The 14690-nt window shown below is 54.8% G+C and carries 9 protein-coding genes; 2 read left to right on the top strand and 7 right to left on the bottom strand.

Features of this window, described 5'->3' with window-relative positions; all coding sequences use genetic code 11:
* Positions 1–2 precede the first annotated feature (2 nt).
* Together H7F31_RS11460 and H7F31_RS11455 are read right to left on the bottom strand one after the other, a co-directional pair.
* A complete protein-coding gene (locus tag H7F31_RS11460; protein WP_187104288.1) occupies positions 3–1049 on the bottom strand; it encodes an ABC transporter substrate-binding protein in 1047 nt (348 codons plus the stop codon).
* 1192 nt (positions 1050–2241) lie between these two features.
* Positions 2242–4305: a beta-galactosidase gene (locus H7F31_RS11455; protein ID WP_187104287.1), complete on the bottom strand. Its 2064-nt coding sequence runs from the start codon at positions 4303–4305 to the stop codon at positions 2242–2244.
* A gap of 129 nt (positions 4306–4434) precedes the next feature.
* Between H7F31_RS11455 and H7F31_RS11450 the strand changes: the two genes are divergently transcribed.
* Positions 4435–5295 (top strand): AraC family transcriptional regulator, encoded by an 861-nt coding sequence (locus H7F31_RS11450; protein WP_187104286.1) that lies wholly within the window; start codon positions 4435–4437, stop codon positions 5293–5295.
* Between the two features lie 159 nt (positions 5296–5454).
* The gene (locus H7F31_RS11445; RefSeq protein ID WP_187104285.1) at positions 5455–6525 is read left to right on the top strand and encodes a Gfo/Idh/MocA family protein; all 1071 of its coding nucleotides are present in this window, start codon (positions 5455–5457) and stop codon (positions 6523–6525) included.
* A gap of 137 nt (positions 6526–6662) precedes the next feature.
* Here H7F31_RS11445 and H7F31_RS11440 read toward each other — a convergent pair whose 3' ends face one another.
* From H7F31_RS11440 to H7F31_RS11420, 5 genes are all read right to left on the bottom strand, one after another.
* Positions 6663–7763, bottom strand: coding sequence for a rhamnogalacturonan acetylesterase (locus H7F31_RS11440; protein WP_187104284.1), 1101 nt, complete (start codon positions 7761–7763; stop codon positions 6663–6665).
* Positions 7764–7983: 220 nt separating this feature from the next.
* Positions 7984–8691 (bottom strand): iron-sulfur cluster repair di-iron protein, encoded by a 708-nt coding sequence (gene ric / locus H7F31_RS11435; protein WP_187104283.1) that lies wholly within the window; start codon positions 8689–8691, stop codon positions 7984–7986.
* A 121-nt stretch (positions 8692–8812) separates the two neighbouring features.
* Positions 8813–10447 carry an extracellular solute-binding protein gene (locus H7F31_RS11430; protein ID WP_187104282.1) on the bottom strand — a complete coding sequence of 545 codons (1635 nt, stop codon included), beginning with the start codon at positions 10445–10447 and terminating at the stop codon, positions 8813–8815.
* Between the two features lie 36 nt (positions 10448–10483).
* Positions 10484–11497, bottom strand: coding sequence for an alcohol dehydrogenase catalytic domain-containing protein (locus H7F31_RS11425; protein ID WP_187104281.1), 1014 nt, complete (start codon positions 11495–11497; stop codon positions 10484–10486).
* 3 nt (positions 11498–11500) lie between these two features.
* Entirely contained in the window at positions 11501–14680 is a 3180-nt protein-coding gene (locus H7F31_RS11420; RefSeq protein WP_187104280.1) for a hypothetical protein, read from the bottom strand.
* Positions 14681–14690 lie beyond the last annotated feature (10 nt).

The following is a 14690-nucleotide window of genomic DNA, read 5'->3' as shown; positions in this document are numbered from 1 at the left end:
TCCTAGAATATTTCCGGATACAGGATGGCCAGCGCTTCGTCCATTAGAATGCCAAGCGAGCGGGTTCCCCGCCCGTCGCCCCAGATCGGCGAACGCACCTCATGCACTTGCCCATTCTGCACCGCCTTCAGCTTGCTCCAGAGCGGGGAAGCCGCGAGCTGCTCCGATACGGGCAGCGTGCCCGGGCTGTAAGAATAACTTTCGACGAAGATGACATCGGGATCCTCGACAAGCAATCGCTCCAGCGAATATGGCACGCTGCCCTCTCCGTAAGGATCGTCCTCCGCCTTTTCCACCTGCCAAGGATAGTTCGAGAACTCCTTCATGACGGATCCTCCAAGCCCGGTTGCCGTTACAACCGAGAAGTTGACGTCCGATCCGAAAATAATGAGCGCCTTCTTGTCCATTGGGCTTTTCTCCTTGGCCGTTTCCAGCTTCTCCATGAAACGCGCCTTCGCGGCGGCCGCTTCATCGGTTCTGCCCGTCAACTCGCCGATCTTTTCCAGGAATTCCAGTGAATCTTTATAGCTTTTGGGATTGGCGAGATAGAGCGGAGCTATACCGTCCAGCCCTTCCCTCAGCGTGTCGTGAACGCCTTTTAGGCCAATAACGAGCTCCGGCGCCGCCGTCACGAGATCCTCCAGGCTAGGCTCGAAAAAGCTTCCGCCGATCGACGGGAAGGACTCTCCCTTGCTTCCGTAAAACTCCGGCGAGCTCGCGATGACCCGAACACCGCTCTCCGCGATAGCGGCCGGCTCCATGCCCAGCTCGGCCAGCAAGTCAATACAGAGGGATACGATGCAAGCGACTTTTTCCACCGGCCCGTCGAACGTGAGCTTGGTTTCTGTATCGTCGGTGACTTCGATTGTCCCGGCCTCTGCTGGGGCTTCTTCCCCTTGATTCGACTCTGCATCGTCATGCTGAGACGATTTGGCCGGTTCCCCTGAGGGCGCTGCGGCGCTCTCCTTTCCATCGTTATTCCCTCCGCACGCCGTTGCCAGCAGGGCAAGGACGAGCAACATTATCAGCCAACCGTGTTTCCTCTTCATGATTCTTGGTCTCCTTTTGCGCTAATAACCGGTAGCCGATTGCGCTTCATTTAAGCGTAATTATTACGATGTTAGTTCGAAAAAAACGACTATATTAGCCGGTTATCAATTCGTAATAATTACTATTAATGAATGTTAACAAGAGACGGAAATGTTGTCAATTGCTTTTTCTCGGCTGCTTTCAGGCTAACAATACACTTATACTGCCCAGTTACCCCTCTCCGACAAACATTCGCATCACATGCCTGGATTAACATCCCCAATACTCAGAGATTCGTTCTAGAGCTAATTATCGACGATCCCCTTTGATGAATATCCCCACTACTCAGAAGATTCGTTCTAGAGCTAACTATCGACGATCCTCCTTTGATGAATATCCCCTCTATTCAGGACAAGTTACTACGCATTCTTGTCTGAACAGACGGGATATCGTTCAGAGGGGGGGGACGATCGCTTTATACCGAGTACCAGCAATGCTAAAAAAGATTTTCCTGAGTAGATGGGATATCGTTCAAAGGGATGCGTTTGGATGGTCAAAGCTGATCCGCGACCTACAGCACGAAACTCGACGAATAGCTCCGCCCTCGGGACGTACAACCGGCGGCCGGCTTCACCAGGAATAGCTTGTTGTAGAGCAGTCCTCGGAGATCACGTACTGATAGAGAAAGTATGGGAAAATGATGTTTTCCTATAAGTGAACATTCCTATACGTGAACAAAATCACCCTTACTGGCAATTTCGATCGCTCCGTTGTGCAAGGTTGTCCTTCTAACGGACACACCCGCCCCTATTTACCCCATCAGAGTAGCTTTTTGCTTTGTTTCGGCCATATAACGATGCTCTTGTCCGTTAGAATTTGATCCATGTGTAAAATGGGCTATTAGTGTCGCAGGAGTCCGTTAGATTCTCAACCGGTCAAAAGCAACCCTGATCCGTCGGTAGCCCGGGAACGAGCCAAAGCTTGCTTTCCGATTTCCCTTCCATTCACGAACTCCCGCGCACACATGCTGCCCGCGAATAACCGCCTTCGGAAAGCCTAAAACCTCCTTGCTTCACGCTGCTCACTCCTCTGGCGCACTCGGACGCCAGGCTTGCTCACAGCCACGAACTCGCTTTGCTTTTACCTGCTCACTCCTCTGGCACACTCGGCTGCCATGCTTGCTCGCAACCACGAACCCTCCTGTTACTGCTATTATCGTACCGCCGCCCGCTTGAGCATACGAATGCCGCTTACCTGCAGCGAGACGACCGTTTCCGCCGCTTCGCCGCTCTCGAGGTCCGTATAGAGCCGGCCGTCTAACTTGACTTCCGTCGCCTCAGCTCCGAAGTTCATAAGGAACACATAATCCCATTTCCCATCCGTTCTCAGTTGTGCCGTTACGCCGGCTGGCAGCTCCGACTGCAGCGCGCGAGCCGCGCCAGATTCGGCCGCAACCGACTTGTAGAAGTCGAGCAGGAAGTCATCGCCCAGCCGCGTCGCCATGTAATAGGCTTTGCCCTGGCCCAGCTTGTTAACGGTCAGCGCCGGTCGTCCCGCATAAAAACTGTCCGTATAATGTCCCAGCACCTCTGCGCTCTCCGCATGCGCCAGCTCGCAGATCTCGCGCGCCTCGTAGTTGCCTGACAAGCCCAGTTCATTGCCGGCAAGCAAAGACAGAGCGTTGCGATCCTCGTCATACAGCCCTTCGATCTCTTCCGCCCAGATGCCAAGCGTCTTGCGGAGCGGACCGGGGAAACCTCCGAGATGGCACAGGTCATGCTCGTTCACGATGCCCGACCAGTATGTCGACACCAGCGTGCCACCTTTCTCGACGAATGTCTCCAGCTTGCGTCCCGTCTCTTCCGTGCACAAATACAGCATCGGAGCTACGATTAGTTTATACGGCGAGAAATCGTCGCCACTGCCGATGACGTCCGTTATAACGCCCTGCTCCCACATCGCGCGGTGATGGGCCAGCACGGTATCCTCGTAATGCAGGCCCGAATTGCGCGGACCTTGCGCATCCTTGACCGCCCAACGATTGTCCCAATCGAACAGAATAGCCGTCTCTGCTGGCGTCGACGAGCCCGTTACCGCAGAAATATCTGCCAGTGTACCGCCCAACTCGGCCACATCGCGGAATACGCGCGTATGCTCATGCCCAACGTGATCCACGACCGCGCCGTGGAACTTCTCGCTGGAGCCGCGGCTTTTCCGCCATTGGAAATATTGCACGGAATCCGAGCCATGCGCGATTGCTTGCAAAGACGAGAGTCGATGCATACCTGGCTGCTTCAGCTTGCTCACGGCTTGCCAATTTGTCTGGCTCGGCGTGCTCTCCATCAGCAAGAAAGGCTTCCGCAGGATGGAGCGGTACAGATCGTGATAAAAGCCGATGGATGCCCCCAGCTTGACGTCGTCCTTCCCTTGATGCCAAGTCGGGTAAGCATCCCACGACACAACGTCCAGCACTTCCGCGAATTGGCGATAATCCAGCCCTTCGATCATATGCATGTTGGTCGTGGCGGGCAGATCGGGGTTCGCCCATTTGACCGAATCGATCTCATGCTTGCAAAAGGCAATGGTCTGAGCCGTTACGAATCTTCGCCAGTCCAGGTTCTGGCCATGCACCATGTTCTCCCCGTGCGGCGACGGCGACTCCACTTGGCTCCAATCCGTATACGTGTGTGCCCAGAATGTCGTCCACCAGGCCATATTGAGCGCTTCCAGCGTGCCATATTTCTCTTGCAGCCACGCTCTAAACGCCTCTTGGCACAAATCGCAATGACAGTCGCCGCCGAACTCATTGGAGATATGCCAGCCGATTACGGCGGGATGATCTCCGTAACGCTCTGCCAGCTTGCGGTTGATAATGGCGGTTTTCTCGCGGTAAATCGGCGACGTATAACAATGGTTATGTCTCATCCCGTGGAGATTGCGGACGCGATTGGCGCCCACGCGGAGCACCTCGGGATACTTCGCGGACAGCCAAGCCGGACGTGCGCCGCTCGGTGTGGCGATCCAGGCATAGATGCCGTTATTCTTGAAACGCTCCAGGACGCCGTCCATCCAGTCGAATCGGAATTCGCCTTCGTTTGGCTCCAGCGACGCCCAAGAGAAAATGCCGATGGCCATCACGTTGCAGCCTGCAAGCTTCATCAGCCGGATATCCTCCTCCAAAACGGAAGGATCATGGAGCCATTGATCGGGATTATAGTCCGCTCCGTGCATGAATACGGGCAGCTTGGGACTTATTGGCTTATTGTTAATCATCATGTCGGATATCCACCTCATAATCGCATTATTCTCTTATTCTTCTTTGATCTTAGTTCAATGTCACGTTATAATCATAGAACGGATCTGCCAATAAATCGTCTAATCTTAACATGAGGTGAATTTCGGACAATGATGCCTTTCCTCCTTGCCGACAACGCCAATTTGGAGCATCGTCTGCCGTTTAGCGTCATCTGCGTCGGCAGCCATGAGCAGAAGGAAATCGATCGCCGCGATAACGGTTATCCCGCCCACCAGCTGTTCCTGACTCGGAGCGGACAAGGTACATTCCGTATGCTCGGCGGCAAAACATATACAGTGTCCAAGGGCATGGCTCTGCTGCTGCCCGCTCATACCGGCCACCGCTACCGCTCCGACGACGAATCGGAGGAGGTATGGCATCTGGGCTTCGTCGCCTTCGGAGGCGGCATGGCGGACGCATTGATGTCGCAAATGGACGATCTCGTATTGTTTGCGGGAGAAGCTCCTAACTTCAACGAGCTTTGGCTGCAGCTCGAGGGCATCTGGCATACGATCAACAAAGGCGGCGAGCATGCCTACGAGGCTTCGCGGCGTCTGTACGACCTGCTGCTCACTTTTATGGAGGGGCATCATCCCGCTGCGCAATCGACCAAAAAGATCTACCCGACAGATCAGCCCAATCCCGCCCTGCAAGCCGCCGTCAAGCTTATCCACGATCATTATGACGAGCGATTGCTGCTCTCCAACGTGGCCAGAGCCGCCGGCTACTCTGTTCAGCATTTTCATCGGCTGTTCGTGGCCAACTATGGCATGACTCCGCAACAGTATGTGCTGCAGCTGCGCATGCGGCGCTCGGTGCAGTTATTTCAGGATTATCCGGGGATAACGGTGGATCGCGTCGCCGACAAGCTGGGGATGGACGCCAGCTACTTTATCCGCATGTTCAAGCGTACTTATGGCGTCACGCCCAAACAATACGCAAAGGGCCAATTCGTTGCCGACGACTGCTGAGACCCGCAGGCAAATAGGCGGTCGAATTGTGGGAAGTGGAGGCAAACAGGCGGTTGATTTGTGAGAATTGGTGGCAGATAGGCGAGTGATTTGCGGGAAGAGGATTGCATTTATTGAATAGAGGTACAAATACAACGAAAACGAATGAGAGGAATCATTATGCGACCTGTTATTACGTTCGGCTTAATTGGAGGCGGATGGCGGGCAACCTTTTACCTTCGCATTGCTGCCATGCTGCCCCATCGGTTCCGCGTGAGCGGCATCCTGCTGCGTCATCCCGAGAAATACGAAGAGCTGTTAGCCAAGTGGAATGTCGCCGTCTACCGCTCTGCCGATGAATTGGCCAGAGACAGCGACTTCCTCGTACTCGCAGTGTCCAAAAACGGCGTCCCCGCCTGGCTCTCGGAGCTCTCTCAAGCGGGAATTCCCGTGCTGGCCGAAACGCCGCCCGCAACGAGCTTGACCGAATTCGATCAACTGACGGCGATCGCCGCGTCGGATGCCCGCATTCAGGTCGCCGAGCAATACCCTCTGCAGCCTCATCATCAAGCCCGTACCGCCTGCTTGCAGTCCGGCGCCATCGGCGACGTGCATCACGTGCAAGTATCCGCTGGTCATGGTTACCACGGCGTCAGCCTGATACGAAAGTGGCTGGCCATCGACCCGGCACAGTCTTGCGAAATCATTGGCAGTCGATTTTGCATGCCCATCGGCGATGTCCCCTATCGGGATCAGACCGTTCCGGATGACCGGGAAGGCGAAGAGGTGCAAGAGATCGCCATCTTTCGCTTCAGCTCGGGCAAGAGCGCCGTACTGGACTTCTCTCGTTCGCAATATTTCTCGCGGATTCGTGCCAATCGAATCTTGATTCGCGGTACGCTGGGCGAAATCCGGGACAATGCCCTCGTGCGTAAGACGGGGCCCGGCCTGTTCGAAACCTTAAGCCTCGAACGCGTACAGAACGGACAGGAGGGCAGCTTGTCTCCCCTGTCGCTGCTCGAGATCAGAGCGGGCGCGAATGTCCTGTATCGGAACCCGTTCAGCCCTTATCCGCTCTCCGACGAGGAGATCGGCATAGCAGACGCACTGGTCAAGATGGATACCTACCTGCGGCAAGGCGTCTCCTTCTACTCCTTGACCGAAGCATTAGCCGATGTTCGCCTCGCTTTGGCGATGGAACGCTCTTTTACGGAAGTCAAGCCGGTCGAGGTAGGATTTATCGCCAACTAGAACAAGCCTCTTCCCGCGAGAAGAGGCTTGTTCCTTGTTCGAGAAGCAGATCCGTCAGATAAACCGTCAAAAAAACAAGGGGGCCGACATGCAAAACCGTTATTCGAACTCGGCTAGCGTTCTCCTTTCGGCCAACGCTACCTCAAGAATATCGCCAACGGCAGCAAATTCAGCTCCCGGATGCCCTCGGCGACCAGCTCCGCGATCCGAAGGCTGCCCCGCTCCTGGAAGTGCGTATTGTCCTGCACGCCAGTGGAGTAGTTGATCCATTCTCCCGGCGCTCCGAAAAGGAAGACGGACTTCGTCCCTTCCGGACCCAGTTCCTCGAACAATGCCTTGCTCTTCTCCGCCAGGTCTATCAGGGCGACGCCCTCGGCAGCGGCCAGTTCTCGGACGGCGTCGAGATATTCGCCATGCGTATCCAGCTGCCTGCCCCGCTCGTCGAAGCGGCGCCGATGGACGGACGTAATCAAAACCGGAATCGCGTTTTTGGACCGCGCCGTATCCACGTATTTCATGAGATATTCCGGATAGGTCGTCTTAGGGTCCGTATGCCGCTCCTCGTCGGTCTTCTGATCGTTATGGCCGAACTGGATGAACAGATAGTCGCCTTCCTTGATCTGCTCCGCTATAACGTCCAGGCGTCCCTCCGAGATAAAACTTTTGGAGCTCCGGCCTCCCTTCGCATGATTCGCGATGGCTACGTCGTGACGGAAACAATACGATAACATCTGCCCCCAGCCGGATTGCGGCAATCCCCCAAGCTCCGTGTCCGTCACCGTGGAATCCCCCGCCAGGAACAAGGTAATCTGCTCCGATGATGGCGTAATTTCGAGCGCGTTAATGCGGGGAGCGATGCCCTCGAACCGAATCCGAAACTGCCCTCCCTGCACGTTAACACCGAATTGTTGCCACGTATGTTGTCCCGCAACCGTACGGACATCCCTGAGCATAAGCCTTTCTCCGTTACTTCGAATCGTCGTAACCGTAGGAGCCAGCTCGTCCCCCATACAGACTCTAACGATATAGTTCCCGTCCGGCACATCCGTGAGAAACACCGAATCGAACGGGATGCAGAAATCTCCGACAAGCGGTTCGCCGCTTCGTCTGATGCCCGCCACTTTCGATATGTCCCCGAACCCATAACCTTGCTCAGCATGATAGAGGGCATCCGCCCCTATCTTGATGTAGCCCTCCTTCAGCTCGTTCTCCGTTCCGAAGTCGTATCGCCATGTCATGACCGTTCCCCCTGCCCGTTATTCATTATCCTCGCTACCACTGTAACGCAGTGATATGCCAGATTCAATTTTTTTATTTCATTCCGGGAAATATAGGGGAAGCATGGCGAAAACTTACGATTTTTCGAAAAGCACGAAAAAGCGATTGAACAAAAAAGACGACTTACCCCCATTTGCTAGAAGATTAGTCGTCTTTTCATTTGTTTTCTTCAGATTAACACTATCTTAATTCGGCAAGAGCAGGGAATAACAAATTGTTCTCCAGATGTACATGGGTAAACATATCGCTCTCCAGCTCCTCCAATTTACGGAACGTGATCGTATAGGTCATACACGCATCCTCTGGAAGCGCATAGCCCTTTGTTGTCTCGCGCATGCGGCTAAGCAGGTCCCCCGCCTCGTCGTGCTCGGCCTCAAGAGTATCCAGAACTTGGAGCGCAGCTTGCAGCATGCTTGCCGATCCCTCTTCTTCGGCCTTGCGGATCGCCGGAAACAATTGCTGCTCCTCCTTGTTCAGATGCTCCAGCAGTTCCGCGCTCAATTGATGATATAAGACTTGCAGCTCCTTAAGCTCCGGATGGTCCTCGCCGTGCACCCGAGCAACCTTATTGACGAAATCACGTAAAACAGGAAGCTCTTTGCGTAGAAAATCATGATGGTGAAGAATGATATGCTCGGTTAATTTCGTCAATTTCCGATCATCCTGCTTCCAATCCAAAGGCCATGCCGGCCGCGACTCGGTGCAAACCTTGTTAAGTTGAAACAAAACCTCTTCCTCATCGAGTCTCCTCTTTCGAACAGCATCGGATAAGGTTTGTTTGCCTCCGCAACAGAAATCGATGCCGAGCTCCTTAAACACGTTGCTTGCTTGAGTATATTGCGCGACGATATCGCCAACCCGCTGTTCGCTTTGAATTACGGTTATCATACGATTCATCCCCTTCATTCATTAGGTTCGTCTTAATTATAAGGAACCATTGCAATGAAAGGTTGTGATACCAATCACATGACTTGCGGCGATTCGTTGAACAGAAGTTGCGATAATTCTCCTATTTTCCGAACTCGGAGCGAATTCGGACATCGTACAGGTCTTCCGTGAATACCCACTTGTCTTTATTCTCCTTATACCAGTCCCTGTACCACTGCTCCACCTGAGCCCCGTCCCCGTCGCCCCAGGCCTTGCGGGCATCTTGCACGGCTTGCTCGGCCGAATAGGCTTCCCCGCCCAGAATCGCGCGATTCCATATGTCGAGAATGGCGCGTTCGGCATAGGAATCGATAAATTCGATCTCATTCGGCAAGGCGGGCATATACCGATCAAGCGTAAATCCCGCGTAGGGACGTTCGGGACTGATATACAGCCCGAGCGCTTCGTTCAGCAGGTCATCCACTTCCCGGTCGAACGGCTTGTTCAGATCCAGATCCTGCTTGTACTTCTCGAATTCAGTCGTATGGTATTGCGGCCCGATTGTGCGGAAGTCGCCGAGCCATGACACCTCTTTGTCGTACTTGTCCTTGTCGATCGTCACCGGAACGCCATTGTCCAGCCGGTAATGCACGCCTTCGAGTCCGTGCTTAAACGTTGCTTCCGTCGTTTCCTTGCTCATGAAGTCGATATACCGGATGACGCTGACCGGATCGTTCGCCTTTGCATTGATAACGCCGCTAAGCTGGAAGGGGGGGTTAAACTGCGCGCTGAATTGTCCGAAGGGACTTGCGGGCAGCGCGATCGGCGCGATAACGGCTTCCGGGACGTTGCTGCGAAGCCGCGCATATGCATCGTAGATCTCCTTGGCGTTTCCGGCGAACGCATAAAGTCCGATTTTGCCCTTTAAGAAATCCTGCTCCGCCTTTCTTCCATTTTTGTCCGTCAGATAATCCCTGTCGATCGCGTCCGCATCGAACAACGCTTTCTTGAACTCCAGCGCCGCTTGCGCCCGTTCCCAATCGCGTACGATCTCTCCGTCCTCCAATACCCAGCTCATGTTCTGGAACATGCTGTTGATCACATCGGGCGCGAATCCGCTCATGTTGATGCCCTGCGTATCGTCCAACCCGTTGCCGTCCGGATCCTGCTTCGCGAACGCGATCGCGGTCCGAAGCAACTCTTCCGTCGTGCGCGGCGTGTCAAGCTCCAGCTTATCCAGCCAATCCTCCCGAATGAACAAATACGTGAACGGGAAATACCCCTGCACCCTTCCCACGGCATACATATGCCCATCGGGTTGCGTGGACAGCTTCTTCAGGATCGGAAATTTCTCGAGCACATGCTTATATTCGGTACTGTAGGTCTCGATCAATTCGTCTATTGGCATGATCTGTTTCTGATTGTACAGTTTATGGATAAATTCCGAATCGTACTCGGTAATGAGATCGGGAGCTTCGTTCGACGCCAATAAAATATTGAACTTGGGCACCGACTCCCCCCGTGGAATGGCGACGTATTCGACATCGATGCCCGAGTTGTCCCGCACCCAGTCTACCCACATGTTCTGCGTGGGAGTTCCCATCTCTTCGGGAATGTTGCCCCGGTCGTACATCGATACGGTAATGCGATGTTCGCCTGCGACGGATGGATCTGCCGCTTGACCGTCCGGTCCGCTCGCGCAGCCCGCTAAAGCAAGCCAAGCGGCGGCCAACGGCAACACAGTGCATACGATTCTTGTCCCATTCCAGTTAAACAACCCGCTCACCCCTTATAGTGCCTATTGTATCATGAGCTAAAGCATAACGATCACCTTGAGATAACGATCCGGGTTGCGCTCGATCTCTTGTATGGTCCGCGCGGCCTCATCCATAGGAACAGTCGCGGTAATGAGCTTGCGAACATCCACCTTGCGGGAATGGATAAGCTCGACGGCTTCCTCGAACTCCCCGGCGCTCGTACGGCATCCGACGATATCGACTTCTTTTCTCGTAATCCAATCCGTAGGCAGCGGCGTCTCCTGCTTGGGCCATCCGGTAAGCCCGATTCTCCCTGCATGGGAGACAAGATCCAACGTCATCCGGACCGCCGCGTTCGCACCGGAAGCCTCGAGTACAACTTCGGCTTTTCTGCCGCCGGTTATACGTCGAATCGCCTCCTCGGCGTTCTCCGACGATGAATTCACGACATGCTGAACGCCCATGGCGCGCGCTTGCTCCAACCTCGCCTGCACGATGTCGATGACGATCGGAACCGCGCCGTATTGGATGGCTGCCATCGCGGCAAGAAGACCGATCGCTCCCGCTCCGATAATGGCGATATGCTCGCCCTGCCGCAGACGGGTGCGATGCAGGCCGTGCAAGGCTATAGTCAACGGCTCCGCCATGCACATGACATCCCAGGCCATGTCGTCCGGCGCCTTCACTAACATGTCGACCGGATGGCGGAAGTAATCCGACATGCCTCCGTCCACGTGAACGCCCAGCACCTGCAAGCGCTCGCAGCAGTTCGTTCTGCCGATTGCGCAGGGATAACATTGGCCGCAGTACAAATAAGGATCCACGATAACTTTGTCCCCCAGACGAATCCCTTTAACGTTAGGAGGGATGGCGACCACTTCCCCCGCGATTTCATGGCCGATCGTGCGCGGATAGCTGACCAGCGGGTTCACTCCCCGGTAAGCGCCGATATCGGAGCCGCATATTCCCGCAGACTTTACCCGAATCAAAGCTTCGTTCCCTTGCGGTTCCGGCATCGACGCATCAATCGTCTTGACGGATAGCGGTTCAGCAATATGAATGGCTTTCATGACTCACAATCCTTTCGTTCCATGACTGGAATGGTTCTGCGCGATTCGTCTGAGCACGGGAGCCTTGCCGATCCCGGTGTCCTTTAATTGATATTCGTAAGCCCAGCCGTCTTCGACGGTTCTCCAGGCATTAGGGTCGAAATACACCTCTCGCTCATCGCAGTTATGCACCGTGCCGAATGTATTAATCCGGCTACCGTAGGCTTTGATTTCGATGCGATGTATGCCAGGCTCATCAATGTCGAACGAAACAACGTACGGCGAGAATACAATATCTCCGGCGGGTTTCCCGTCTACATGCACTTCCAGGAGCGGAGCTCTGAACTTCGTAACCTGAAGTTCGTAGCCGCCTTGCTCCAGCTCCAGCTCGAACGAGTAGAAGGCGTTGCCGCCGTAGAACGGCAGGCCTTGTTTCGTCAGCGATCCGAAGTAGCCGTCGGCTGACGGGGCAACGATTCTGGATCTTGCGCCGGCCGTCTCCACGCGGAAGGAGCCGAGCAAATAACAGGCTTCGACATTCGTCTTGCGTCCGAAAGGCAGGCTTAATACGATCGTATTCGCTCCCGGCTCAAGCGGGGGAAGCTTGCATATCTCAATGGAGCGGTCTACGTAATAACCTTGCTTCTCCTTGCTCAGCTTTATGCCATTAACGATAATATCCGTCCCATCGATATTCTCCAAAGCCAGGCCGGCGTTCTCGCAACGGATGTCCGAATGCACCGTGAACCTGAGCTCTAGCGTCGGGACTTCGCTGACGAACAACGCTTCCTGCGCCCATGGCTGCGCCAGCGCCGCCTTTCGTTCCGGGTACCCAACAATCGCGCGGCAAAGGTTATCGATGCGCAGGAGCTCCTCCGTACGCTGCCAAACCCCTCCGTTCAGACGATATTCAGCCAAGTCGAGCAGCAGCACGTTGTTTTCCTCCAGCCGGATTTCGACCGGCACGTCGAACAGATTGCGTTCTTCCAATACCCGCGAGGCTTGTCTCGCTTGCTTCTCCGAGTTTTCGCCATACTTTGCGTCTGATGCCGGGACAAGATGCAGCAACAGGCTGTCGTGGGCATACATCCTCCGCTTTAGAACAGTAAAGCCGTCCCCGTAACCGGTCTCGATACGATGCAAATCGCCTGAGAGGGTGTCGAGAAGCTCCGCCTTCCATTCGCCCGCGATCGTGATCAGCACTTGATCCTCCGATACAAGATCCTCGTTCGCCTCGGCTCTGCCGTTGGCAATCAAGAGCCAGCGCTCCTCTCCTTCGCGGCGCATCTGATATACGTATTTGTCCGAGCGCTCGCCGTCCCAATTTTTTTTGTGATTCGGTTTCTTCAGAAACTTGGGGCCATCGTACCGGATATCGATCGTCCTGTAAGCCTCGAGCGCTTGAAGCAGCTCATGTTTGGACAGCGGGACCCTGGTGCAGTCAGCTGCCAGCAGTGCGGGAGCTTCATCGGGCATCGCGTCGACGAGCTTAGGCACTTCTCCGGCGAACACGATCTCTTTGCCCAACTTTCTCATGCGGTTCAAGAAAGCCAACGTCGTGCCGCGAATCGTCTTGCAGCCCGGAACGAGAATGACGTCGTATTCCATCTCGCCGAGCTTGGCGCCTGCTTCGAGCGAAGGAATCAACGATTCCGAGATATAATCGTAGTCGAGCATTCCGAAAAGCAGCCATTCGGTTACGTTCTTGAAGTTCGACTCCAACTGCTCCCGCACCAGATTCGTATGATTGTTGGGACCGTAATACAGCCAATACGATTCCACCGGATGGATGACGCCAACTCTAACCATAACCGTTCCTCGCGTCATAACCGTATGGATGCGGGCAAAATGATCCTCGATCAAAGCGTATTTCCTATACCACGGCGATTGCATGCCGATCGAAGCCGGGTAATCCCGCTTCGCTTCTCCGCCCATGCTCATCCATGTCAGATGATGGACGCGGACGGTCACGCCCAAAGCGGCCATCCAGTCGCCCTGCAGCTTATGTTTCCTAAAGTCGAAATCCCAGTTCGTCACCCCGTAGAGCTCGCTTAATACGCCTTCCCGGCCGTACTGGTGCGCGATGCTCTGGGCTTGCTTGGCGGTGCTGTACTCGCGCTGATCGCATAACATGTCGATGCCCGGAAGATGAAAGCTGCGCAGGCTGCGCATCGCTTCTCCAAGCGCCTTGGTCTGCGAATGCAACGTAGGTTCTTCCATCATGTGTCCGCATAACATAAGGCCATGTCCTTCGCACCATTCGCCGATCTGGTCCGCAAAGGCTTGCGCAAAACGTTCCGCGATATGGTTATGATACCGATACCGGGCGACGGATACTTCGCCGTCGCGTCGCTCCCAGAACAATTCGGGCATCCTCGCAATCAAACTTTCGCCGTATTGCTGCCGGTAGGTTTCGTCGAAGTCGGTTGTATAAGGCACGATGACATCCTGCTTCGCCGTTGCGTAGCCAAGAAATTGTTTATGCGGGAACTGCGGCTCGTCCGTAAACATCGCCGGCACGGTCGTGCCGAAATATTCTCCGACCGCCTCGTAATAACGTTCGTGAGTCACCTCGACGAACCGGCGGATGGCCTCCTTGCTTAGCGTATCGACATAGGCCTGGTTATTAAACCAGGGACTGTCCTGCCCCGTCTCCAAATAAGCATGCCAAATAGTCTCTCCGTCTACTGCTCGGGCATCCTCGTCGCAAGGCTCATAGCTGCTCAGATATCCTTCTTCATCCAGAAATACCCGGAACGACGTCAGCCATGTTCCTTGACCATTAGCCGCTACGGCGGCACAGGAATCGAAGTTGCCCGGCACGATCTCGCGTTCGCTTGGCCGGAAGGGCGTCCAGACGACGTATTTGCTCCGATGCTCGTCATTCCTCGTGACGAAACCTCCGCCATAACCCGAAGGCCATCGGTCCTCGTCATACAGCCAGCATAACAGCCCTTTTTCCTCGGCCTGCTCGACGCACAGCTTTACCATATCCATATATTCCGAACCCAAATATTCGGTATCGAGACCCACTCGCGTATGGATTTGGAAGCCTCCCATGCCCATCGCGGGAAATTGATCGATCTGCTCCAGCACCTGGTCGCGATCCAGCTTGGTGTTCCACGCCCAGAACGGGGCGCCCCGATAGGCGGCAGGCGGACTTCGGAACGTATTCTTGTCGAACGGCAGTTTTGGATACAACATCTTGTTCTCC

The sequence above is a fragment of the Paenibacillus sp. PAMC21692 genome, from assembly GCF_014303795.1.
Taxonomy (GTDB): Bacteria; Bacillota; Bacilli; order Paenibacillales; family Paenibacillaceae; genus Pristimantibacillus; species Pristimantibacillus agaridevorans.
The sequence above is the reverse complement of the archived record's forward strand: the minus strand, read 5'-3'. Positions and strand labels throughout refer to the sequence as shown.

Bases quoted from the DNA above. Each gene is read 5' to 3' on its own strand.
- H7F31_RS11460 (WP_187104288.1), bottom strand. From the start codon at position 1,049: ATGAAGAGGAAACACGGTTGGCTGATAATGTTGCTCGTCCTTGCCCTG.
- H7F31_RS11455 (WP_187104287.1), bottom strand. From the start codon at position 4,305: ATGATGATTAACAATAAGCCAATAAGTCCCAAGCTGCCCGTATTCATG.
- H7F31_RS11450 (WP_187104286.1), top strand. From the start codon at position 4,435: ATGATGCCTTTCCTCCTTGCCGACAACGCCAATTTGGAGCATCGTCTG.
- H7F31_RS11445 (WP_187104285.1), top strand. From the start codon at position 5,455: ATGCGACCTGTTATTACGTTCGGCTTAATTGGAGGCGGATGGCGGGCA.
- H7F31_RS11440 (WP_187104284.1), bottom strand. From the start codon at position 7,763: ATGACATGGCGATACGACTTCGGAACGGAGAACGAGCTGAAGGAGGGC.
- ric (WP_187104283.1), bottom strand. From the start codon at position 8,691: ATGATAACCGTAATTCAAAGCGAACAGCGGGTTGGCGATATCGTCGCG.
- H7F31_RS11425 (WP_187104281.1), bottom strand. From the start codon at position 11,497: ATGAAAGCCATTCATATTGCTGAACCGCTATCCGTCAAGACGATTGAT.
- H7F31_RS11420 (WP_187104280.1), bottom strand. From the start codon at position 14,680: ATGTTGTATCCAAAACTGCCGTTCGACAAGAATACGTTCCGAAGTCCG.